The 17,174-nt window shown below is 54.8% G+C and carries 32 protein-coding genes and 1 pseudogene; 10 read left to right on the top strand and 23 right to left on the bottom strand.

Features of this window, described 5'->3' with window-relative positions:
• Positions 1-22: 22 nt before the first annotated feature.
• The 13 genes and pseudogenes from DCO45_RS02890 to DCO45_RS02840 form a co-directional block, all read right to left on the bottom strand.
• Positions 23-541 (bottom strand): hypothetical protein, encoded by a 519-nt coding sequence (locus DCO45_RS02890; RefSeq protein WP_116924408.1) that lies wholly within the window; start codon positions 539-541, stop codon positions 23-25.
• Positions 542-543: 2 nt separating this feature from the next.
• Positions 544-888: a hypothetical protein gene (locus tag DCO45_RS02885; RefSeq protein WP_116924407.1), complete on the bottom strand. Its 345-nt coding sequence runs from the start codon at positions 886-888 to the stop codon at positions 544-546.
• Positions 889-917: 29 nt separating this feature from the next.
• Positions 918-1,364, bottom strand: coding sequence for a single-stranded DNA-binding protein (locus tag DCO45_RS02880; RefSeq protein WP_116924406.1), 447 nt, complete (start codon positions 1,362-1,364; stop codon positions 918-920).
• A gap of 40 nt (positions 1,365-1,404) precedes the next feature.
• Positions 1,405-2,025, bottom strand: coding sequence for a lambda exonuclease family protein (locus DCO45_RS02875; RefSeq protein ID WP_116924405.1), 621 nt, complete (start codon positions 2,023-2,025; stop codon positions 1,405-1,407).
• Positions 2,026-2,251: 226 nt separating this feature from the next.
• Positions 2,252-2,761: pseudogene (bet, locus tag DCO45_RS02870) on the bottom strand (phage recombination protein Bet); the annotation flags it as partial.
• A gap of 103 nt (positions 2,762-2,864) precedes the next feature.
• A complete protein-coding gene (locus tag DCO45_RS23330; protein WP_279324797.1) occupies positions 2,865-2,993 on the bottom strand; it encodes a hypothetical protein in 129 nt (42 codons plus the stop codon).
• A 20-nt stretch (positions 2,994-3,013) separates the two neighbouring features.
• Positions 3,014-3,145: a hypothetical protein gene (locus DCO45_RS23325; RefSeq protein WP_279324796.1), complete on the bottom strand. Its 132-nt coding sequence runs from the start codon at positions 3,143-3,145 to the stop codon at positions 3,014-3,016.
• Complete coding sequence (locus tag DCO45_RS02865) at positions 3,142-3,399, bottom strand: hypothetical protein (protein ID WP_116924403.1); 258 nt, start codon at positions 3,397-3,399, stop codon at positions 3,142-3,144. Before DCO45_RS02865 ends, DCO45_RS23325 begins: the two co-directional genes overlap by 4 nt.
• A gap of 1 nt (position 3,400) precedes the next feature.
• On the bottom strand, positions 3,401-3,775 hold the full coding sequence (locus DCO45_RS02860) for a hypothetical protein (RefSeq protein WP_116924402.1): 375 nt from the start codon (positions 3,773-3,775) through the stop codon (positions 3,401-3,403).
• Entirely contained in the window at positions 3,765-4,028 is a 264-nt protein-coding gene (locus DCO45_RS02855; RefSeq protein ID WP_116924401.1) for a hypothetical protein, read from the bottom strand. Before DCO45_RS02855 ends, DCO45_RS02860 begins: the two co-directional genes overlap by 11 nt.
• A gap of 410 nt (positions 4,029-4,438) precedes the next feature.
• Complete coding sequence (locus DCO45_RS02850) at positions 4,439-4,693, bottom strand: hypothetical protein (protein WP_133248038.1); 255 nt, start codon at positions 4,691-4,693, stop codon at positions 4,439-4,441.
• A 72-nt stretch (positions 4,694-4,765) separates the two neighbouring features.
• Positions 4,766-5,374 carry a DUF262 domain-containing protein gene (locus DCO45_RS02845; RefSeq protein WP_116924399.1) on the bottom strand — a complete coding sequence of 203 codons (609 nt, stop codon included), beginning with the start codon at positions 5,372-5,374 and terminating at the stop codon, positions 4,766-4,768.
• 96 nt (positions 5,375-5,470) lie between these two features.
• Positions 5,471-5,761, bottom strand: a complete 291-nt coding sequence (locus DCO45_RS02840) for a hypothetical protein (RefSeq protein ID WP_116924398.1) — start codon at positions 5,759-5,761, stop codon at positions 5,471-5,473.
• 509 nt (positions 5,762-6,270) lie between these two features.
• Here DCO45_RS02840 and DCO45_RS02835 point away from each other — a divergent pair.
• Positions 6,271-6,987, top strand: coding sequence for a hypothetical protein (locus tag DCO45_RS02835; protein WP_133248037.1), 717 nt, complete (start codon positions 6,271-6,273; stop codon positions 6,985-6,987).
• Between the two features lie 62 nt (positions 6,988-7,049).
• Here the strand turns inward: DCO45_RS02835 and DCO45_RS22520 are convergent, their stop codons facing one another.
• The 10 genes from DCO45_RS22520 to DCO45_RS02805 form a co-directional block, all read right to left on the bottom strand.
• Positions 7,050-7,991 carry an Ig-like domain-containing protein gene (locus DCO45_RS22520; RefSeq protein WP_133248035.1) on the bottom strand — a complete coding sequence of 314 codons (942 nt, stop codon included), beginning with the start codon at positions 7,989-7,991 and terminating at the stop codon, positions 7,050-7,052.
• A 124-nt stretch (positions 7,992-8,115) separates the two neighbouring features.
• Positions 8,116-8,334: a hypothetical protein gene (locus tag DCO45_RS02830; RefSeq protein ID WP_116924396.1), complete on the bottom strand. Its 219-nt coding sequence runs from the start codon at positions 8,332-8,334 to the stop codon at positions 8,116-8,118.
• A gap of 70 nt (positions 8,335-8,404) precedes the next feature.
• Positions 8,405-8,983, bottom strand: a complete 579-nt coding sequence (locus DCO45_RS22515; RefSeq protein WP_133248033.1) for a hypothetical protein — start codon at positions 8,981-8,983, stop codon at positions 8,405-8,407.
• Between the two features lie 20 nt (positions 8,984-9,003).
• Entirely contained in the window at positions 9,004-9,186 is a 183-nt protein-coding gene (locus DCO45_RS22510; protein ID WP_133248031.1) for a hypothetical protein, read from the bottom strand.
• A gap of 566 nt (positions 9,187-9,752) precedes the next feature.
• Positions 9,753-10,223: a helix-hairpin-helix domain-containing protein gene (locus DCO45_RS02825; protein ID WP_116924395.1), complete on the bottom strand. Its 471-nt coding sequence runs from the start codon at positions 10,221-10,223 to the stop codon at positions 9,753-9,755.
• A 35-nt stretch (positions 10,224-10,258) separates the two neighbouring features.
• Positions 10,259-10,606: a helix-hairpin-helix domain-containing protein gene (locus DCO45_RS02820; protein WP_165841109.1), complete on the bottom strand. Its 348-nt coding sequence runs from the start codon at positions 10,604-10,606 to the stop codon at positions 10,259-10,261.
• Positions 10,607-10,733: 127 nt separating this feature from the next.
• The gene (locus DCO45_RS22505; RefSeq protein WP_133248027.1) at positions 10,734-11,843 is read right to left on the bottom strand and encodes an NF038132 family protein; all 1,110 of its coding nucleotides are present in this window, start codon (positions 11,841-11,843) and stop codon (positions 10,734-10,736) included.
• Positions 11,844-12,131: 288 nt separating this feature from the next.
• Entirely contained in the window at positions 12,132-12,596 is a 465-nt protein-coding gene (locus DCO45_RS02815) for a hypothetical protein (RefSeq protein WP_116924393.1), read from the bottom strand.
• Positions 12,597-12,647: 51 nt separating this feature from the next.
• A complete protein-coding gene (locus DCO45_RS02810) occupies positions 12,648-13,130 on the bottom strand; it encodes a hypothetical protein (protein ID WP_116924392.1) in 483 nt (160 codons plus the stop codon).
• 19 nt (positions 13,131-13,149) lie between these two features.
• Positions 13,150-13,890 (bottom strand): S24 family peptidase, encoded by a 741-nt coding sequence (locus DCO45_RS02805; protein ID WP_116924391.1) that lies wholly within the window; start codon positions 13,888-13,890, stop codon positions 13,150-13,152.
• Positions 13,891-13,924: 34 nt separating this feature from the next.
• Between DCO45_RS02805 and DCO45_RS02800 the strand changes: the two genes are divergently transcribed.
• From DCO45_RS02800 to DCO45_RS02775, 9 genes are read left to right on the top strand one after another with little or no spacing between them, the layout of a single operon-like run.
• Entirely contained in the window at positions 13,925-14,215 is a 291-nt protein-coding gene (locus DCO45_RS02800) for a YdaS family helix-turn-helix protein (RefSeq protein WP_243419216.1), read from the top strand.
• The gene (locus DCO45_RS02795; RefSeq protein WP_116924390.1) at positions 14,212-14,466 is read left to right on the top strand and encodes a hypothetical protein; all 255 of its coding nucleotides are present in this window, start codon (positions 14,212-14,214) and stop codon (positions 14,464-14,466) included. The genes DCO45_RS02800 and DCO45_RS02795 overlap by 4 nt, the downstream gene beginning before the upstream one ends.
• 45 nt (positions 14,467-14,511) lie before the next feature.
• Positions 14,512-14,718 carry a hypothetical protein gene (locus tag DCO45_RS02790; RefSeq protein WP_116924389.1) on the top strand — a complete coding sequence of 69 codons (207 nt, stop codon included), beginning with the start codon at positions 14,512-14,514 and terminating at the stop codon, positions 14,716-14,718.
• Between the two features lie 18 nt (positions 14,719-14,736).
• Positions 14,737-14,943, top strand: a complete 207-nt coding sequence (locus DCO45_RS22500; protein ID WP_133248025.1) for a hypothetical protein — start codon at positions 14,737-14,739, stop codon at positions 14,941-14,943.
• 10 nt (positions 14,944-14,953) lie between these two features.
• Entirely contained in the window at positions 14,954-15,127 is a 174-nt protein-coding gene (locus DCO45_RS22870; RefSeq protein WP_165841108.1) for a hypothetical protein, read from the top strand.
• Complete coding sequence (locus tag DCO45_RS02785; RefSeq protein ID WP_116924388.1) at positions 15,124-15,396, top strand: hypothetical protein; 273 nt, start codon at positions 15,124-15,126, stop codon at positions 15,394-15,396. The genes DCO45_RS22870 and DCO45_RS02785 overlap by 4 nt, the downstream gene beginning before the upstream one ends.
• A complete protein-coding gene (locus tag DCO45_RS22865) occupies positions 15,393-15,533 on the top strand; it encodes a hypothetical protein (protein WP_165841107.1) in 141 nt (46 codons plus the stop codon). Before DCO45_RS02785 ends, DCO45_RS22865 begins: the two co-directional genes overlap by 4 nt.
• Entirely contained in the window at positions 15,530-16,291 is a 762-nt protein-coding gene (locus tag DCO45_RS02780; protein ID WP_116924387.1) for a helix-turn-helix domain-containing protein, read from the top strand. Before DCO45_RS22865 ends, DCO45_RS02780 begins: the two co-directional genes overlap by 4 nt.
• A complete protein-coding gene (locus DCO45_RS02775; RefSeq protein ID WP_116924386.1) occupies positions 16,291-17,115 on the top strand; it encodes an ATP-binding protein in 825 nt (274 codons plus the stop codon). Before DCO45_RS02780 ends, DCO45_RS02775 begins: the two co-directional genes overlap by 1 nt.
• The last annotated feature ends 59 nt before the right edge of the window (positions 17,116-17,174 follow it).

The raw sequence follows: 17,174 nt of genomic DNA, 5'->3' as shown, positions 1-17,174 counted from the left end.
AGGGGACCACTGGGGGCAGTGGTTAGCCAGGAAGTTGGCCGGCGTCGAGCTTGTCCTTGATGGCGTCGGATTGCTTGTTGTACTCAAGCTGTCCCATCATGTCGGTCATTGCGTCGCGCAGCTCGCGGCGGGTGCACATCTTCTGCATCTGATTCGCCAAGGTCAGGGCGGTCATGACAACACCGTGCTGCTCATTTGTCATCGACCATGAGCCGGTGGCGTCTCCATGCGCTTTCACAGCCCTCATGACCAACCGAGCCGCCTGCAGAGAATTGGCCCCTTCGTTGCCTGGAGACCAAAAGTGGTTATCGCCGAGGATGATGGCGAAGTTGATGCGGCCCATGACTGAATGCCAGACATCGCGGTCAGCAGTCCCGTCCAGGAACTGGTTTGCTCCCTGGGTAGGGATCAGCATCATCCAGGTCTCTTCCTCTGCGCTGAAGCGCATGTTGACGGGCATCTGGATGTGCCCAGCACCACGGCGCGGAGGCTTGGCCCGCCTGGCAGCGCGGCGCTGCTCTCGGTTCATCATCACTTCCATGGCTATCTCCGGTATGCCAGCTCTTTGCCTTCGTAAGGCAGACCGCGCACTGTGGCATTGCAGATTGGCGCCTTTTCATGAGGAACACTGATGTGGCGCTGGATCTTGATTCCTGCCGGCATGACGATCTTGGCTTCGGCTGGCAGTGAGAACACCTCTCGTCGCAGCTTGACCTGCAACTGCTGATGGGCGCCTGGGGCACGCGGGAGGCGGGCCATGCGTTTGCTGGCCGTCTTGTCAGAGATACCCAGCTCCTTGGCTACCTGCTTTGCGGTGAAGCCCTTGGAGCGCATGGTGATAAGGCGCTGCTCCATCTCGGGAGTGAAGACTATTCGCTGTTTCTTCATAGAAAAACCGCCTCTTGGGCGGTCCTGGGTTAGATCACTGAATACAGACGGAGGCTGCGGCGCATAGGGTCGATGAATGGGATGCTGTCATCTTCCATGTCATCGAATCCACCGCCGCCCTGTCGTGGCGCTGGAGCTGGTCGCGGAGCCGGTGCAGCGCGCTGGCTGCCTTGGCTATCGCCGCCAGATTGCTTGCCGCCTTGCAGGGCAACGTCATTGACGCGAATGTCGTAGTACTTCTTTCCCTCGTACTCGCGCTCAGTCACATTCCCGGTCACTGTGACGCTATTGCCTTTGGTGAGGTACTGCGCGAGTTTCTCGCCGCGCTCACCCCACAGTTGGCAGTTCCACCAGATGGTGCCCTTGTCGCGTCCTTGGTCGTCTGCCACGCTGAACGATGCGACAGACTTGCCTCCGCTGGTGTGGCGGATTTCGGCATCTTTGCCGATTCGGCCTGCGATTGTGATTACGTTCATTTCGTCCTTTCGTCCCTCCGGCCTTCCCGGAGGGTGTTGGTTATGCCGCGTTCTTGTAGTTGCGGATCAGGTCGACTGTTCGATGCACCTCTTGGGAAAACTCCTCAATGGCGCGTTGAAGCTTCTCAATGAACGCTTCATCCCTTAGGATGCGTCGAACAATCAACCGTGCGTTCTCTGGGAAGTCGGGGTGGTAGCTGACAAAGTCCCACCATTGGCGACCCGTGACCCACATGCACCCCTGAATCTGGGCTGTGTAGGCTGAGGGCTCGCGGGTCAGCTCTAGGTACTCGGCGTGGGTCTTGGCCTTCGGACACTTGATTTCCACACCGCCGTCCTCGTCAATCAGGCCATCAGGCGAGACACCAGCGGGAAGGGTGTCGTGCAGGCAGAAGCCCACTTCCTCCACGAAGTTGCCTGTCAGGGCCTCGTACTCGGCGCGGGCGATGGGCTCGCGCTCAGTGCCGATCTCCATGTCCTGGCTGGTGTACGTCTCGGTCGCCTTCCCTGAGATGATTTCTAGTGCTAGCTGGGTGGCGTAGGCCTTTCTGGTCAGGCCCTTGCCCCCGGCCAGGACATCAGCAAATCGGCTGCCGGTGGCTTTGCCAAGCCGGGCCTCGTACCATTCAGGCGTTTTCTGTGCCGCTGTTATCGTCAGCATCGGTCACCTCCTTGGCTTGCACATCGGTCACCGTGCGCTCACGGTCCACTGACTCAGCAATCTTCTTGTACGCCGCGTGGTGCTTGGCTAAAAGCTTGCGCTCATCGGGCGTTGCTGTGGATTGCCAGTAGACCTTGTAGGCTTCAGTTCCAGCATTCGCCGCTTCTTCTGCCTGGTCCAGCAAATGCTGCGGGGCCTCCGGGGCCGGGGTAGTGGGCGCTGGCACTTCATTGATGCGCTCAGCCTCGTCCTGGTCATAGATGCCTGTGTAGCCAAAGGCCAGGCGGGCGCACTGGATCATCGCCTTGTGGCGCAGCATGCGCTTCGGATGTGATTGCCACGGGCCTTGGCCGGAACGCTTGCACTCGCTCAGCCACTCAGTGACCTTGATGGGGTGGGAGCGGTCCTTGCGGTAGATGATGCAAGTGCAGGATTCATCATCCTGCGCAAAGTCCATCCCATCAAACTGCGGGTTGCTATTGATGATCCGGCTCCAGCCGTCCACGCCGACCACTGGCACGATGCCGTTGTTTCGGTCCGGGAAGGCGTAGATTTCCTTGGTCCAGGGATTGAGGCCGTACTGGTTGGCTACCACCAAGAGGGCAGCCATCTGCGCGTCAGATACTTGGCCTTTAAAGGCTGTTGCCTTGAGGGTGGCTACCAGCTCTTGCGGGTCACCTTGAATGCTCAGCGCTTGCGCCAGGGTCTGGGCGTTGCTTACGACGATGTTGCTCATATGCCTCCTCAGCTAGCCACAGCGCCCAGGCAGAGCGCGAGCAAAAGAAAAGCCGCTACAAAGAGCGGCTTGGGGGCGTGGTGGATGTACTTGATGGGTGGCACTATTTCTTCTCCTGCAGCGCTTGTAGTCGCCGGTACTTAGTAAAGGTCTTGCGGATGTCGGTCTTTAGGGCCGGCACGTAGCGGATTTCCTTCTGGCCTCGCTCGGGGCACAGTGCTCGGGTTGGCATGGTCAGCATGGGGGTGATGGTCATAGCTGCAAAACCCTCACTTTCATTGGACTGCCGTCGTCTTGGGAGAGAACGAAGCTCCAGGCCTGCCAGTCGTCGGCGAACAGTCCTTCGTGCTTGGTGTCGTTGATGGAGATGGAGTAGCGCTTCATTTGGCCTCCCGGGCTTTGAGCATCTCATCTGCGGCTTGGTAAGCCTCACGAGCAATCACCTCGTATGGCGCCTCTGCGTAGGCCTTGCTTCCACAAAGGCCCTGCAGTGCTTTGCTGGCAAAGTAGTCACGCATGGTCATTCCGCCTTCTGCCAATGCTGGCTCGTATTCTTCGGCGCCGCATGGGTCAACTCGCACGCATCGCAATTCGACAACCTGGCCGAAAGCTGGGCCGCCTGTGTTGATTTCTTCCATCTCACACCTCCTTGTGTTTGGCGAGAGTGGAATCCAGGTCATCCCTGTAATAGTTGCGGCGCCTCATGAGCGTGTCGTGTGGCTCCGCATTGATGCCGTGATACTCGCGGTTGTCTAGGGCGTCTTGGGCTCTCAGGTAGACAGCGACCGCGGTTTGAAAATCGCGCACCGCCTCCAGAAGCTCCCGAGGGCTCAGGCCGCACTCAGCCATGACTGCTTGAGCTTCTTCATTCACGCGCAGGTATTCAGCGACGGCCTCATTTGCAAAGGCGGCGCTCACATTACCTTGTGCATCTCCGTATTGGAAGTACCCGTGCTTTTCGTTGAGTTGTTGCACCTGCGGTTTTCCCAGGTGTGGCGGCTTCTCACTCGTCATCTTCAATCCCCTCGATCTCGTTGCAAAGGCGCAGCAGGCGATCACCTGAGCAGCACCGGATGCGGTTTAGCGTTTCTCCGCCGTCGCGGGCTTCTTCAAGCAACTGGGCCAGTTGGTCGCGCACCTTGAAGAACTTGTCGACCAGCTCCATGTGCACTGCCATGGAAACGGGTGGATCGTCGTAGTCCGGCTCCATCGCATCCCAAGCGGCCTGCCCGCGAGCTAGGCGCCTCATGTTGGACAAGTCACTCATGGTTGCTCCAATAAAAAACCGCCCGAAGGCGGCAAATCCAGCGTGTTAGTGCTGGAGTGTGTTTGTGAATAGATTGGCCAGGGTTGGCTACATCTATGAATAGGGGATGGTGGTCGGGCTACTTTCGCTTCTCGTGATTGAGCGCAATCTCGATACCGGCTCGTCCGGGGTGTTGTCACTTCTTCCGGGCTGGGTTCTAGCCAGCCAGCTACGGTCATGCGGCCACCATCAAGAAAAAGAGCGGATCACGCAACTCGCGTACCGCCTGCAAGCAGGTCGTGTCGGGGGTCTGTCGGATGACCCTGGTCCGCGTTCCGTTACAGTTTTTCTCTACCGCGCTCTTTCTTGATGGCCCTCTTTCGAGGAGCACCCAAAGCATCAAATCATCTGAAATGATGCTCTTGGGGTGCTTATGTGGTTGCCTTGGCGGGGTCTGGATACTGGGCAAGTAGATCGTCCAGGGTTGGAGGCTCTTCGCCCCCATAGCAGCCTTGAAGCCCCCGCCACAACCTGGCGATTAGTTCTTCGTCCACCTCGGCGCAGGCAACGCAATCGAGTATTTCAACGAAAAGGTTGATGATTTGTTCATGACTAAGCTGTGCAGCGATGTCGTCTGCGGCCACTTTTGCATGGACTCTGACGTTAAGTATGGTTGGCTGATCCATCTTCATCCTTCCGCGCCTGTGCGCATATATTGAAAACGCCCTGAGTAGGGCGCTTGGGGGTTAGGACAAAATCTATGCCCCGTCCAGAAGGGCCTTCACGCGCGCCAACTCGTTTTTGCTGTGAACTGTTCCGCCGCTGTTGAGGTCCAGATAAAACTGCAGGAGATCGCGGCGGGTGTTGAATTCGTAAATGGCGATGTTGAACATGTTGCCCGTGCGCCGGGGATCGAATGACGTGCCATTCAGTAACGAGGCGGTGATTCCGCCGAAGACCTGCACCTCGTCACGCATGAACAATCGCATGGTGGTCAGGCGCTGCAGCCCGTCGATGCACTGCATGTGGCTCTGCTTGATATCGCCGCCTTTGGTGTGGTTGCTGATCCAGCCTGGGCAGTTGAACAAGATGCGTTTGGGGGCGCGGCCACGCAGAAACGATTCCATGTAGGCGGTGCGCTGCTCAGGTGTCCAGACGTGGCCGCGTTGAAAGTCGGGCTCCAACTCCAACTGACCGCCAGCAGATTCCAAGTCGTCGCTCCAGCACTTCAACATGGGGTCAACGCGTGACAACTCTTGGTCAACGGTGTAGGCGGCAGAGGGGATGGGGCGGATGATGTGGTACAGCTCGCGGTCCTTGTCGGAAAGGCTATTCCAGTATTCGTCCCTGAGATTGAACTTGTTCATAGTGGCATGTCCTGCACCTTTTAAAAAGCAAAAGGCGACTCGGTTGAAGCGCCTTGTGATTTCCCTCTGATGTCGCCCAGAGGGGAGCGCCGGCGGTTAGATACCGCGCCGCAGAAATGCATCGGGCTTCGTTCTTGCGATGGACTTGAGCACCTCATCAAGCTCCTTGCAGGTCAGCTTGTGCTTCGTCATTAACTCCTTGGCGCGCTCGTCAGATAGCTCGGCAATCAGGGCCAAAGCCTTGGTCTTTTTGGCGTCGAATTCAGCCTTCCGAGCGTCGAGTTCGTTGCGCTTCGCGATTGCTTGCTCACGCTTGTAGCGGTCAATCTGGTTGTCGATGTTCCCGCGCTTGGAGAGAGGAACATTCAGTACTCCGTGATCTAGCATTGCTACTCCTTAGAAAAACGAAACGCTCCCTATGGAGCGCTTTGGTTTTCTCCCCCGGCCTAACCGGGGTTGGCTGATCTATACCCGCCGAAGCGGTCCCAGCACTTGGCCTATTGCGGTAGCCAATCCTCCACCCTTCGCACTCGCCGGAACGTGGGCCGTCCTCGGGTCATAGCGGTTAGCTCCGCGCTGTCTAACACTGCACTTCACTATCGCTGCACGCTGCGCTCCACTGGAGCTAGACCTTCCTCTTGCATCGAGTCGGTTCAGGGGCCGGATCGCTACCCCTTCGGTCGTTTCGCGTTCGTTGCTGCGATGGGTGAATATTAGCGTTACGCAAAATGTCTGTCAATAGCGTAACGCGAAATTCCCGCAAAAGTGCAGCTTGTTTTGTTGATCGTGACTAGGATCTGCGTGCAGGCTGGTGTTACATAACACCTGAGGAGGAACGCTTCAGGGGCGCAAGATGTAACGAGTTATGATTGGCCGATCTATCCCAAGGAGGTCCCGTGTCAACTCGTTTCATCTCTATGCTCGCCGCAGTTGTTTTGGTTGTGGGTTGCAGCAAGCCCACAGACACAGTGATCCCAAGCGACATGAGCAAATGGGACGCGGAACTTGCCCCTGCTGCTAAAAAGCTACCGGAGGAAGATCGCAAACTTCTGACTGCCTTTGTGATGAGGGCCAAAGTAGGGCAGGCCTTCGGCAAAGGGGAGGGCATCCCGTTTGGAATGACGGTTGGCGAAGCAATTGCAGAACAGAAGAAGTGGGCTGAAGAACAGCGCCAGAAAGCGGCAGAGGAGCAGGCCCTTAAGGAGAGGCTTGCCAAGGAAGCGCTGGATGCGCAGAAGCGCATAAATGAGGCTGTGACGGTAGCTCTGCTGTCCAAAAAGCAATTGCTAAGTGACTACAGAGTTGGACGCTACCAAGAAGAGCAAGTCTTTGTGGTCGGAATAGAAAACAAGTCCGCCAAGAAAATCATTGGTGTTTCCGGCGAAATCGACTTCATTGATGTGTTCGATAAGACAGTTGCCTCCACTAACTTCGCAGCCAGCGAGTCGATAGCTCCAGGAGCTTCCATCAAGTGGACGGGTAGTCGGAAATACAACGAGTTCATCAGCGAACAACGCGCTATGTGGAACCTCGAAGAAGGAAAGTACACAACCAAATTCACACCTTGGGAAGTAATCTTCGAGGGGGGTGAAAAGCTGTCTGCACCTCGTTAAGAGCGTCAAGCTCACGCAACAAAAAACCGCCCTGAGGCGGTTGGTTGTCACCCTGTCACTAGTCACTGCTTGCGGCGTCTAGAGAAGCCTGCAATGCCAGCCAAGCCAATAATCGGCGTCAGAGCTAGCAGCCCGATGGCGCCTAAGCCTGGAACTGGGGTAGGTGCAGACGGCGCAATCGCTTGCGGAGTCAGCGTCACAGTGGCAATGGCGCAGACGGAAGCTGCGTTGCATGCTTGATACTGGAAGGTCGCAGGTGCTGTGAAGGCGCTTGTCGGAGTGAACTGAATCTGACCACCCGAGTAGGCGAGGGCGCCTGCCGCAGCATTTGAGAGCGTCAGCGCATATGAAGTGTCAAGCGTCACACCTGCTTCGTCATTTGGCAGAACGTCCAAAGAAGTAGGAGTACTGCGGGAGACGGTGAAGCTGTCGTCCGCGAGCACAGGAGGGCTCACATCTGCATCGTCGAAGCAAACTCGGATGAAAGTTCCGGCTCCTTGACTTGCGTGGTTTATGGTGAGAGACGTTGTGGTTTCCGGAGGCGAGTTCGTGAATCGGAAAGTACCTGATCCAAACCCTCTTGTGACAATCAAGTTGCCAGATACTTCCAGCGGATCCGGGGCGGTGGTACTGGTTGGCAACGGAGTCGGATTGAGGTCAGCAGCAACAGGTGTGTAAAGGCCCGAGCTAGTTGAAAACGATGTGTCATCACCAGGGTTATGTCCATTCATATCAATAGAAATGGACGAGGTACGAATTGGATGATCGAAACCGATGGTACATACAACACCTGAGGTGTTAGCCGTATTTGTTCCCAGACCAAACCCGTCCATTCCTTCGTAGGTAAACGGGTTAAAACCGGGTTCAGAACAACCCGCCGACTCAGTAACGGTGACGGCTCCGTACGTTCCTGCAGTCGTTATGCATTGGTTTGCAGCAATGGCGTGTGCAGCAGTAAGTGCTGCGGATAGGCCCACTAAGAAGCGCAAGCATTTCACTTTCATCATTGACTCCTTTTGGTTTCTTTGGATATCTTTGTTATTTTGCTCTATAGATACAACAATTAACAATATCTACCCGAAAGATTTGGCCAAGGTTAACCCTTAGAACATCTAGCAATGCCTTGCTCTACAAGCCCGCTTTTCGTCGCAGACCCTCTCGGTACAGTTGGCCACCGATCTCAGCCAGAGAGAACATCTCTTCTTCTGAGATGCTTCCCTCAATCTCGCCCATGAACTGAGCGAGGAGCATCATTGCTGTATCTGGGTCGCAAGGGATGCCCAGCTCGTCCATGCGCTCGGCCTGCTGGCGGAAGGTCTCGATGTAGGGGTCTACTGGTTTGGTCATGGCTGCCTCCTGTGCGGATGCTAACGCGCAGGCAAAAGAAAAGCCACCCGGAGGTGGCTTGGCGTCATTGCTACTCGGCAAACAAGTTGGCAATGATTAAAGGATAAGTTGGTCGAAACAGTAGTTGCACATACAATTTTGGAATAGATAGCGCGAGGGCTACTCCAAAGTCGTCAATTTGCCCCTTGTGCCATTTAGCTTCAAATTCAAGACGGCTGTGCTCAGGACACAGGCAAGCAAGTGTCATCCAAATAGCGCGAATGTCAGATACCTGTTGCTCTTCTCGACTCCCAACAGACTGTACCCAATCGATTAGTAGTTGCTCGAACTTGTCTTTAGTATCCGTCAGCTCTTCAGCTGAATCCAATAGATGCATCGCCTCTTTGACATTGACAAATCTTTCCCAGCAATCATTTAAACCCCTAGCTAGGACGATTACATTAAATCCGTGCTCCCTCACCAAACTATGTTCCGTATTGGCAGCACTTAAAAAATACCCTCGTACTATTTCAGTATCGAGGGTGGTTTTTACACAGCGCACCTTTTGATTGGTCAGCTCTTTAATCTTGTCGATTACAGAATTTCGCTTTACCTTAGGTGACAGCGTTTGACAATAATCATAAAGCTCTTTGAATTTCTCTTTTTGCATCGGAAACTGTTTGAGCTGTATTAGTATTCTGAATCTACCAGATCGAAGTCACCATTTTCGATTTGCGAGAGAGATTTATTAATCTGCTCTGCAAATAGCTCAGGGGAAGCATCCCTGTTAGTCCCAGGAAACAGCTTTAGATTAGTGACTCCAAGAGAGTCAATGTCAAAAAGACGGCCTTTCGCAATTTCAAGTTGTTGCATATCACACTCCAGCGGTTATTTTCTACTACCAAAAAAGACTAAAAGCGCAAAATGAATAGACTGCAATTTTTCATAGCTACCTCCAAAAGCAAAAAATGCACCTCTAAGGCGCAAAGAACGGGAGACAACAATGTCAAGATTGACACTATTTTTTTGGCAAACCTGCAATCATAGCAGATATTTTTAGCAAGTGGGCTCTTGCATCAACCACTTGTTTACTCTAGGGTAAACGCTTTTGCTACTAGTGTCAATAGCGTTTGGTGAATTTCATTTTATGTGATATGCACATGGGTGAAATTCTTAAAAATCTTTGTTTATCAATGGCTTGCGATGTTGTGTGTTGTCCTGCGATCACTGGATTGTTGTTCAGTTGAGACTCTGTAAACCATGCGGCTCGATGACCTCTACTCTCTTTGCTGACGGAGAGTGAATTAGATTGAGGGCGAGTTGTTCAATTCCCTGACTCCGCAGCTTGAGCCGTCCCGCGCCTAGATGACATTGTGAAAAAAACTCTTCCACTTAGAAGCTTACCTGATACGCTCTTATGAGCACGACCCAGTCAAGGTTCAGGCAGCGTCGTCCACTGCCGCCTGCTTCCTGACGCGCGGCAACTCATAGTGTTGGCCTGGAAAGAAAGCTCTCTCGATCTCCCTCAGCCTGTTCACACCGATGCCTGTGATCTTGAGTAGCTCTGCCGGCTCCACCGCCTTCAGCTGCTCAGGAGTGGTGATTCCAGCCCTCAGCAAGGCCATGACTGTGGAAGGGTCGAGGGCGCCATTAAGAGATGAGCCGCGGATGTGCCGCACTGGTGAATAGATCCGTGCCGGTGTGAACGACTTATCTGGGAAGAACGCTCTCTCAATCTGACGGAAGCGGTACATGCCCAGGCCCCACATCTTTACGAGTTGATGCGGATAGGCCATGCGCAGCGCTTCCACCGTATGAATCCCATTCCTTTCTAGAATACGCTTCACTCGGGGCTGAAGTACGTCGCCCAGGGGTGTTTCGGGTTGCGGCGTGTTTGTGTCTTCTTGCATATTGCACGCATCATAAATTTGAACGAGGCGTTATCCTAGCTCCTGGACCCAGCTTGTGCCGACTCCCTATCTTCCCTCTGCAGTTCCATGAGCGCGCGCCATAGAGCAGGGCGATACTTTGATTTCCCATCGATGGCATCGTTCTTCAGATCGTCGCGGAAGTGAGGCACGTAGTACTGACCAGGGAAAAGAAGGGCTTCGATCTTTCTGAATGTTCGGGGGCCTATATCGGGCATTTGCAGCAGTTCTTCCGGGTAGAGCCGTCGTACCTCTTTCATGGTCGTAATGCCGTTTCTTGCCAGGGCCCTCCAAAGTCTTGGGGGCAAAATTTCCTTCAGCAATGCGCTTTCTTGATCGTGTGTTTCGTCGGTCATCCAATTCATGAATAAGATCATACAAATCAGAACTGACGAACACTTACAAGCCCATGTTTTTAGTTGTTTGCGCGACAGAATTGGAAAGAAGATGTAACGGATGCCCATGAAAAAGCCCTCCGAAGAGGGCTCTTGATCAGTTCGACTTGCGTCGGCGCATGAGGCCCATGGATCCGGCTACAGCCCCAGAGAGCAGCAGCAGGCCGACACCACCTATAGTAGGGACTGTCTGAGGGGCAGTCGGTGGAGGAGGCGCTGTCACCGTAAAGTCTTGTGTTTGAGTGCTACTTGTACCGGTGAGTGTTGCGGTCACAGAGTACTGACCAGCAGGCAAACCTGCACCTTGAATACTGTAGGTATTGTCGGGATTCAGAGTAGCCTGAATGTTTTCGACGTACCCATTAGGACCAGTAACAACTAGGTCGACAGTGGTTGATGTGCCGGGGTTTGCAACTGATCCAGCGTACACAGGCTTGGTAAAGGCTGGCAATGTTCCGGGATTCGTCAAAGCCAAGCTTGAGGGTAGCTGGCCAGCAACCAGAAGTCCGTCAACCGCCAAACCGGATTGCTGACCATTATCAGACCAATTGACCACTCCGATTTCAAGTCGGTAGGATCCTGCCGCAGGAACATTGTATGTAGCTTCAACCCAGCCCGAGTAGCCACATCCTGCGTCGTAGCATGAACCCGTGCCGCCTCCAGCAGTCCCCAATGGAGACCAAGTCGGAGCGCCCGCAATGATCGGCACACTTGGCGGAGTGAGTGTTGCTTGGGGCGGAGGCATTCCGTTACCTGGCACTACCGATTCCACTGGATCTGTACGCGCTGTGAAAAGTAGCGCAACTTCATTACCAGATCCGTCTAGGAGCCTTGCCCAAGCGAAATCAGAAAAACCTGCCCCATCACTAGTGACATAGTTGAATTGAAAGCTAATGGGTGCACCGGCTGCAGGAACTGCAAAGAGTGGCGAAGTATATGTAGATCCGTTCTTGACTTCTGTGTTCGGTACGCCGGTGGGCAACTTGGTCAAGTCAAAATCATCAGGGCTAGAGCCATCGGCATTTATTTGAGTACTCACCCATGCGTAGCCAGTAGTACCTGCTACAGGAGCATCAGTGACTACACCGTCTGCCGTTGAAGTCCCACATCCAATCAGATTGCTGCATGTCCAGCCGGTGGTGTCGATTGCCCAAGATTGGACTGAGAAAACCAATCCGGCTGTAGCCAAAAGAGTCTTAACTTTCATTTTTTCTCCTGAGAGTTGAGCTCCAAATTGAAGCGAATGAACACACCCTTCAAAGTGGTGATTCAAGGCTTTGAACTGTTTGAAGGCAAGGCCCCTTGGACAGACCAGGCGACGAGGTTCACAATTTTCTATAAAGCAATAAATGTAAACGGATTGTTGCGAATTGTCTATCACTGAAACTAGTGACAGGGATATCCCGGAATCACAAACACAAAGCGGAAAAAAGCCCGCGTCTGCGGGCTACTGGGTGGACGGTGCCCTCGCTGGCATCACAGCGGGGGGCTAGCACTAGGCGTTAAGTTTTCTTGGCCTGGCCTTGAGCCGTTTGATGATTCTGTCAGTGCCGCCAAGCTTCAACACAAACACGCTCCAGTCTGGCTTGCCCAACTCCGCACGGAGAATCGACTCCTGGACCGGCGCTGGCTCCGCAGTTTCTTTGATGTTTCGGATAGCAATCAAAAACTTTAAAAAATCACCCCCATCGCTTGGCACCTGGCCGATTTCTGAGGCGCATGTTTGATTGGTCAAGACCAAATCCGGCAGTCCGATCCCAAGCTCCGCATTGGTTTTGGTCTCAGTGACCCATATGCCATGCATGATCGGATGCTCTGGAGGCTCCCCCTTTGCAAGGGGATGGAATACTCCATGGAGTAGCAGAAATTGAAGCGGCGTGCGCAGCTGCAGCGTAGCCGAGAACCGCCATCCTGCGACGATGTCTTGATTCGCGAGTCCTTGAGCAACGTAAGGGCGCATAGCCTGTGTTTCCAAATTTCAGCCTGGTGATGCAGAGGATCTTGTCAACCATCACTCCATGGCGATTTCTAGCTTGGTGGTGGCGCGCTCAGCTTTCTGCTTGGCTTCTGCGACACGCTGCAGGTAGACACGCTCAATGTCGCTATCCAAGGGCACAGAGGCATCAAAGGCAGAGGACCACTCCAGCCGCCACTCCACCAGTTCAGGCGGTGGTGTTTGCTTGCCATATGCGGCCTTTGCTTCGTCGTACGCCGCTTTTAGTTGAGCCTTGCCATCTTCCGCGCATTCCTGGGGCATCGGGCCTTCAAGCGGCAGCTTCGCGCGAATTCGCACGAAGATCGTCCGCACACGAATGGTGCAGGTCTCCAGCTGAATGGAGAGCATTTTGGACTTTTGCTGAATGGGCGCAAATTCGGGCTTAATTTCCGGTTCCGATTTCACCGCTTGAGCCTTTGCGGGCTTTTTGGTTTCAGCGTGGGCAACAGAACCCAGCATAGACAAAGCGACCATAGTGGCCAGTGCAATTTTCTTCATAACCCCTCGCGTTTAAATCTTAGAACTGTTCACTTCGCCAGACTGTCAGCACCTTCCCAATCACCTGGAAGTGCTGATTTTTGGCGGAGATGTCATAAGGTGGATAGTCTGGATTCTTGGAAATGATTCGATAGACGAATCCAGGGCCCTCGAATTCCGGAACCCGCTGAACAATTTTGATAAAGCCTTCGTCACCCACTCGGAAGAAGTAGATGCCTTCATGGTTGACCGTGCGCACACCGCGATCCACGAGAAGCGGATCCCCAGGATTGAACATCGGCCTCATGCTTGGGCCGAAGCCCGTGACGATGCAAAGATTCTTTAGAGAACTGTACGAAGGCACGTTCAAATGGAGCCAATCAGCGCTGACGTTCCAGCTGCGAATCACGCCAGGCTGATCCTCCAGAAGGAGGCGCCCATTGGTCCCCATCCCACCACCGGCATCAAACTCGGTGATCACCAGGTCTCCGTTCCCGGACGGGTCTTCATGCGGTGCAGGAGCGACAATTTGCAGTTCAGTACCGTCCGAATGATCTTGATCTAGCCACCCCATCGGCTTGCCAAAAGCCGCCTCGATACGTCGGGCGGTCTCCTTCCGCATTCCACGGGGCTTCCCGGTCTTTGAGTCCTTGGCGCCCACCCTGAGGTTGGTGAACTGTGCAGGGGACATCTCAAGTAACTTGGCTGCGGCGGACGCTCCGTTGGACTCTTCCTCAAGAGTCGTCAGGTTGTCTCGCCGGATTTGGTCAATATCACGCATTTTTTCATTTCATAGCAGAACGCTAAATGCGTCTATGCGCGTAACGCTATTGCTATTTGTTTTGCGTTACGCTAAACTGGTTCGCATGACGCTATCAGACTACATCAAGGAACAAGGACGGGGCGGGCTGACTGCGCTGGCTCGGAAGATCGGCGCGCATGCCCCAGATCTGTCCCGCTGGGCTGCCGGTGATCGTCCAGTGCCAGTTGAGCGCTGTGTCGCAATCGAGGCCGCCACTGGTGGCGCGGTTTCTCGCATTGACCTCAAACCTGTTGACTGGCAACAGATTTGGCCTGAGCTGAAGAACAAAAAGGAGGCTGCATGACCGCATCACGCCTCCCACTGCCGATGGCATACGCAGACCCTGCATTTGAGGCCTGCATCGCAGTGGCCCTGGGCACCCCCGAACTCATCACTGAATTCGACCGCCTCTATGGCGCAGACCTGATGAGCGGCAAGGCTGCCGAGGGCGATATGCGCGTTTTCGTGAACTTCGTCCACCGCTGCCTGTATCTGGCATTGCCCGACGAGTCGATCCATTCCATGCGCAGGGCGGCTATCGCTCTTGCTGCCTAACTGATTTCCAACCCCGTGTTTTTGTAGAGAGAGGAAGAACACACCATGTATGCAGACCCTGTCCATATTCGTTCCAAGCGCGTGAACCTGTCGCTGAACAGCACCGAGATGCGTGTTGTGGAAGCGATGGCTGAGCTGCACGGAGTACAGCCGTCCGTCTTCATCCGTGAATTGGCCATGGAGGCTTTGAAGCATTTGCATGGCTCCAAGTCTGCAACTGGTGCCGAGGAAAAGCGACACGCTTATGCGTAACCGTTCAGGAACTCCCCAGTGCAACCAACCCATGACACCACATTTGCAGGCAATGACCTCTCCGCACTAGAAGCCGAAGCAGTTGAACAGGGCGTCACTGTTGACGAGCTAGTAACCGAACTGATCTCAGCAGAGATCCAGCGCAGATACCTGATCCCCAAGCTTTCTGCCGCTCCCGTTGTGCCGTTCCCAAAGCGGCGCACCCTCCCAAACACTTTTGCGTAACGGATTCGGTATGAATGCCTTCACCAAGCGTAACGAATCCCTCGCGGCTAAGTGGGCCAAGCCCCGAATCCTCAAGACAGTAGACCGCAACCCTCGCTACCACGGCTACTACATCGAAAGCGGGGCTCAGGCCCAGGCATCAACCCTCAAGACCCAACGAATTCTGAAAGGAGCCCTGCGATGAACAACGCCCGAGCAAGCGACCCAATTACCAGCGTCATCGCAGGCGAGCGCGCAGCCCTGTTTGCTGGCAACCACTACGACCGCATCCTGGCCGCGCTGGACGATGAGAAGACCCTGACGGCCGGCGAGATGGCCCAAGCCACCGGCATGTCGGTAGAGCAGGTCTGCCGCCGTTTGCCTGAGCTGCAGGCACGCGGCCAGGTGCAAGTTGTGCAGTTTGAAGGCGAAGACCTGCTGCGCAATGGCTATCGCGTCTGGGAGGCTGTATGAGCCCCAAAGAGAAAACCCGCATCGGCGGCAACCGAGCGGGTTTGTTTAGCAAACCCCTGAAAGGAAATGCTTTGAACGAAATGTACCAGAAGCAAAACCGCAGCACAAGGCAGATTGCGGATCGGAAGACGGAATGACAGAAAGCCAATTCTCAGTAGTGCCGATGGAGGTGGTGATGGACAGGCGATTGACGCTTGAACAGACCCGCGTCCTGATTGCGCTCTTCTCATTCCGCAACAAGGTGACCAACACCGTGTGGCCATCCCGTGCATCCATTGCAGCTCGAACGGGCATGCACCCATCCAACATCAGCAGCGCAACGACAGCGTTGGTAGGCCTTGGCTGGGTCACGAAAGAGGGCGCTGGCGGCCACTCCAAGGCAACCCGCTACACCCTCAATGTGCCTGAGTTCTTTGAAGAGGAAAAAGTAGCCGATCAGGCAACGGTAGCCGAATCGGCAACGGTAGCCCAACAGGCTACTCAAACGGTAGCCGAACGGGCTACTACCCCCGTAGCCGATCAGGCTACACGCAAAGAACAATCCATTGAACAGTCCATTGAACAAACCAAGAAGACGCGCAAGCGCGCCTCGAACTTTGTTGTGCCGGACTGGATTGACCAGGCTCATTGGGATGCATGGCACTCCTGTGCCAAACGAAAAAACGCCACCGATGCGCAAAAGCAGATGGCCGTCGAAAAGCTGGCTCGCTGGAAGGCGGACGGCATCGATTACGCCCTGGCTTTGGAAAACGCAGCCATCGCTGGGTGGCAGGGTCTTTTCGAGCCGAAGACCGGCGGTAATGCCCTGATCCAGCCCGCCCGTCGTTCTACCGCTGGCAAGCCTGCCGAAAACTTTGATGCCAAGAACTACGGTTCTGGCGTGGAGACGATCTGATGCAAGCAATTCAATCTTTGATGAACCGTGTCGAGCGTGTGGCAACGAGCGCAAACCCTCTGAGTCCTGCTGCTCCAATTGAAACGCGGACATGCCCCACGCATGGCGACTATGAAGCCAAGCACATCATTCGCAGCATCTGGACTCGCTGCCCGACCTGCAAGCAAGAAGCAGAGGATTCAGAGCGCCGCCAGCGTGAAGAGGCTGCCGCTGCTTCTCGCCGCGCTAGCTGGATCGCCGCCTTGGGTCGGGCTGGCATTCCTGAGCGCTTCCACGACCGCACGCTGGAGAACTTCATTGCGGAGAACTCAGGCCAGCGCGAAGCATTGGACTTTGCGCTGAACTACACGGCGAATGTCGCGGAAACCTTGAAGTCTGGCCGGTGCGCTCTGTTCACCGGCAAGCCCGGCACTGGCAAAACCCATTTGGCCATCGGCATCGGCCGCAAGGTCATGCAACTCCCCAATGCTGATGTGCTGTTCATCACCGTGATGCGCGCCATCCGCTCAATCAAGGACACCTGGGCCAAGGGCAGCGAGCAGAGCGAATCACAGGCCATTGAGGCGCTGGTGGCTCCTGATCTGCTGATCCTTGATGAGGTAGGTGTCCAGTACGGCTCCGACTTCGAGAAAAACATGCTGTTCGACGTGCTGAACGACCGCTACGAGAAGCGCCGGCCGACCTTCTTCCTGTCCAACCTGACCAAGGATGAAGTCGCTGCATACCTGGGCGAGCGTGTGATGGATCGGCTGCGCGAAGACGGCGGGGCAGTGATCCCGTTCGCCTGGAACAGCTATCGCGGACGCAACAAGGAGGCCCAGTGACATGTGCAACCTGCAAACACTGGCAGCTAAAGGACTCGTCCGGCCAAACAACACCGATG

This window comes from Comamonas sp. JNW (assembly GCF_003105075.1).
GTDB lineage: Bacteria > Pseudomonadota > Gammaproteobacteria > Burkholderiales > Burkholderiaceae_C > Comamonas > Comamonas squillarum.
The sequence above is the reverse complement of the archived record's forward strand: the minus strand, read 5'-3'. Positions and strand labels throughout refer to the sequence as shown.

Excerpts from the sequence above, each read along its gene's own strand:
- DCO45_RS02890 (WP_116924408.1), bottom strand. The coding sequence starts at position 541 with ATGGAAGTGATGATGAACCGAGAGCAGCGCCGCGCTGCCAGGCGGGCC.
- DCO45_RS02885 (WP_116924407.1), bottom strand. The coding sequence starts at position 888 with ATGAAGAAACAGCGAATAGTCTTCACTCCCGAGATGGAGCAGCGCCTT.
- DCO45_RS02880 (WP_116924406.1), bottom strand. The coding sequence starts at position 1,364 with ATGAACGTAATCACAATCGCAGGCCGAATCGGCAAAGATGCCGAAATC.
- DCO45_RS02875 (WP_116924405.1), bottom strand. The coding sequence starts at position 2,025 with ATGCTGACGATAACAGCGGCACAGAAAACGCCTGAATGGTACGAGGCC.
- DCO45_RS23330 (WP_279324797.1), bottom strand. The coding sequence starts at position 2,993 with ATGCCAACCCGAGCACTGTGCCCCGAGCGAGGCCAGAAGGAAATCCGC.
- DCO45_RS23325 (WP_279324796.1), bottom strand. The coding sequence starts at position 3,145 with ATGAAGCGCTACTCCATCTCCATCAACGACACCAAGCACGAAGGACTG.
- DCO45_RS02865 (WP_116924403.1), bottom strand. The coding sequence starts at position 3,399 with ATGGAAGAAATCAACACAGGCGGCCCAGCTTTCGGCCAGGTTGTCGAA.
- DCO45_RS02860 (WP_116924402.1), bottom strand. The coding sequence starts at position 3,775 with ATGACGAGTGAGAAGCCGCCACACCTGGGAAAACCGCAGGTGCAACAA.
- DCO45_RS02855 (WP_116924401.1), bottom strand. The coding sequence starts at position 4,028 with ATGAGTGACTTGTCCAACATGAGGCGCCTAGCTCGCGGGCAGGCCGCT.
- DCO45_RS02850 (WP_133248038.1), bottom strand. The coding sequence starts at position 4,693 with ATGGATCAGCCAACCATACTTAACGTCAGAGTCCATGCAAAAGTGGCC.
- DCO45_RS02845 (WP_116924399.1), bottom strand. The coding sequence starts at position 5,374 with ATGAACAAGTTCAATCTCAGGGACGAATACTGGAATAGCCTTTCCGAC.
- DCO45_RS02840 (WP_116924398.1), bottom strand. The coding sequence starts at position 5,761 with ATGCTAGATCACGGAGTACTGAATGTTCCTCTCTCCAAGCGCGGGAAC.
- DCO45_RS22520 (WP_133248035.1), bottom strand. The coding sequence starts at position 7,991 with ATGAAAGTGAAATGCTTGCGCTTCTTAGTGGGCCTATCCGCAGCACTT.
- DCO45_RS02830 (WP_116924396.1), bottom strand. The coding sequence starts at position 8,334 with ATGACCAAACCAGTAGACCCCTACATCGAGACCTTCCGCCAGCAGGCC.
- DCO45_RS22515 (WP_133248033.1), bottom strand. The coding sequence starts at position 8,983 with ATGCAAAAAGAGAAATTCAAAGAGCTTTATGATTATTGTCAAACGCTG.
- DCO45_RS22510 (WP_133248031.1), bottom strand. The coding sequence starts at position 9,186 with ATGCAACAACTTGAAATTGCGAAAGGCCGTCTTTTTGACATTGACTCT.
- DCO45_RS02825 (WP_116924395.1), bottom strand. The coding sequence starts at position 10,223 with ATGCAAGAAGACACAAACACGCCGCAACCCGAAACACCCCTGGGCGAC.
- DCO45_RS02820 (WP_165841109.1), bottom strand. The coding sequence starts at position 10,606 with ATGAATTGGATGACCGACGAAACACACGATCAAGAAAGCGCATTGCTG.
- DCO45_RS22505 (WP_133248027.1), bottom strand. The coding sequence starts at position 11,843 with ATGAAAGTTAAGACTCTTTTGGCTACAGCCGGATTGGTTTTCTCAGTC.
- DCO45_RS02815 (WP_116924393.1), bottom strand. The coding sequence starts at position 12,596 with ATGCGCCCTTACGTTGCTCAAGGACTCGCGAATCAAGACATCGTCGCA.
- DCO45_RS02810 (WP_116924392.1), bottom strand. The coding sequence starts at position 13,130 with ATGAAGAAAATTGCACTGGCCACTATGGTCGCTTTGTCTATGCTGGGT.
- DCO45_RS02805 (WP_116924391.1), bottom strand. The coding sequence starts at position 13,890 with ATGCGTGATATTGACCAAATCCGGCGAGACAACCTGACGACTCTTGAG.
- DCO45_RS02800 (WP_243419216.1), top strand. The coding sequence starts at position 13,925 with ATGCGCGTAACGCTATTGCTATTTGTTTTGCGTTACGCTAAACTGGTT.
- DCO45_RS02795 (WP_116924390.1), top strand. The coding sequence starts at position 14,212 with ATGACCGCATCACGCCTCCCACTGCCGATGGCATACGCAGACCCTGCA.
- DCO45_RS02790 (WP_116924389.1), top strand. The coding sequence starts at position 14,512 with ATGTATGCAGACCCTGTCCATATTCGTTCCAAGCGCGTGAACCTGTCG.
- DCO45_RS22870 (WP_165841108.1), top strand. The coding sequence starts at position 14,954 with ATGAATGCCTTCACCAAGCGTAACGAATCCCTCGCGGCTAAGTGGGCC.
- DCO45_RS02785 (WP_116924388.1), top strand. The coding sequence starts at position 15,124 with ATGAACAACGCCCGAGCAAGCGACCCAATTACCAGCGTCATCGCAGGC.
- DCO45_RS22865 (WP_165841107.1), top strand. The coding sequence starts at position 15,393 with ATGAGCCCCAAAGAGAAAACCCGCATCGGCGGCAACCGAGCGGGTTTG.
- DCO45_RS02780 (WP_116924387.1), top strand. The coding sequence starts at position 15,530 with ATGACAGAAAGCCAATTCTCAGTAGTGCCGATGGAGGTGGTGATGGAC.
- DCO45_RS02775 (WP_116924386.1), top strand. The coding sequence starts at position 16,291 with ATGCAAGCAATTCAATCTTTGATGAACCGTGTCGAGCGTGTGGCAACG.